The organism is Comamonas sp. B-9, assembly GCF_000410635.1.
Taxonomy (GTDB): Bacteria; Pseudomonadota; Gammaproteobacteria; order Burkholderiales; family Burkholderiaceae_C; genus Comamonas.
The window spans coordinates 559-925 of sequence record NZ_KE148627.1; the positions used below are offsets into that span (position 1 = coordinate 559).

Consider the following 367-nt stretch of genomic DNA (forward strand, 5'->3'; position numbering starts at 1 on the left):
CCAATCGGCGCAGGACATCGTGCATGACGCCTGGCTGCGCGTGGTGGAAGCGGGGCCGATGGCGCAGAGCCAGCACCCGGCGCCACGCGCCTATCTGTACACGGTGGCCGAGCATCTGGTGATCGACCACCTGCGCCGGGCCGCGCGCAGCTCCGAGCGCTTTGACAGCGGCTTCCATGACAGCAGCGCCGGTGTGCAGGCGCTGGGCCAGGATGTGGCCGAGGCCAGCCTGCGGCGCGAGGCGCTGGTGGCGGTCGATGCCGCGATTGCGGCCTTGCCTGAGCGCTGCCGCCGCATGTTCCTGGCCGACCGGCTTGATGGCGAATCGCAGGCGGCGATTGCCGCTGCGCACGGCGTCTCCGTCAAG

General features: G+C 71.1%; 1 protein-coding gene. It reads left to right on the forward strand.

Features of this window, described 5'->3' with window-relative positions; all coding sequences use genetic code 11:
* Positions 1–367 (forward strand): RNA polymerase sigma factor (locus H928_RS30255; RefSeq protein WP_148293210.1); only part of this gene is annotated, 367 nt, incomplete at both ends.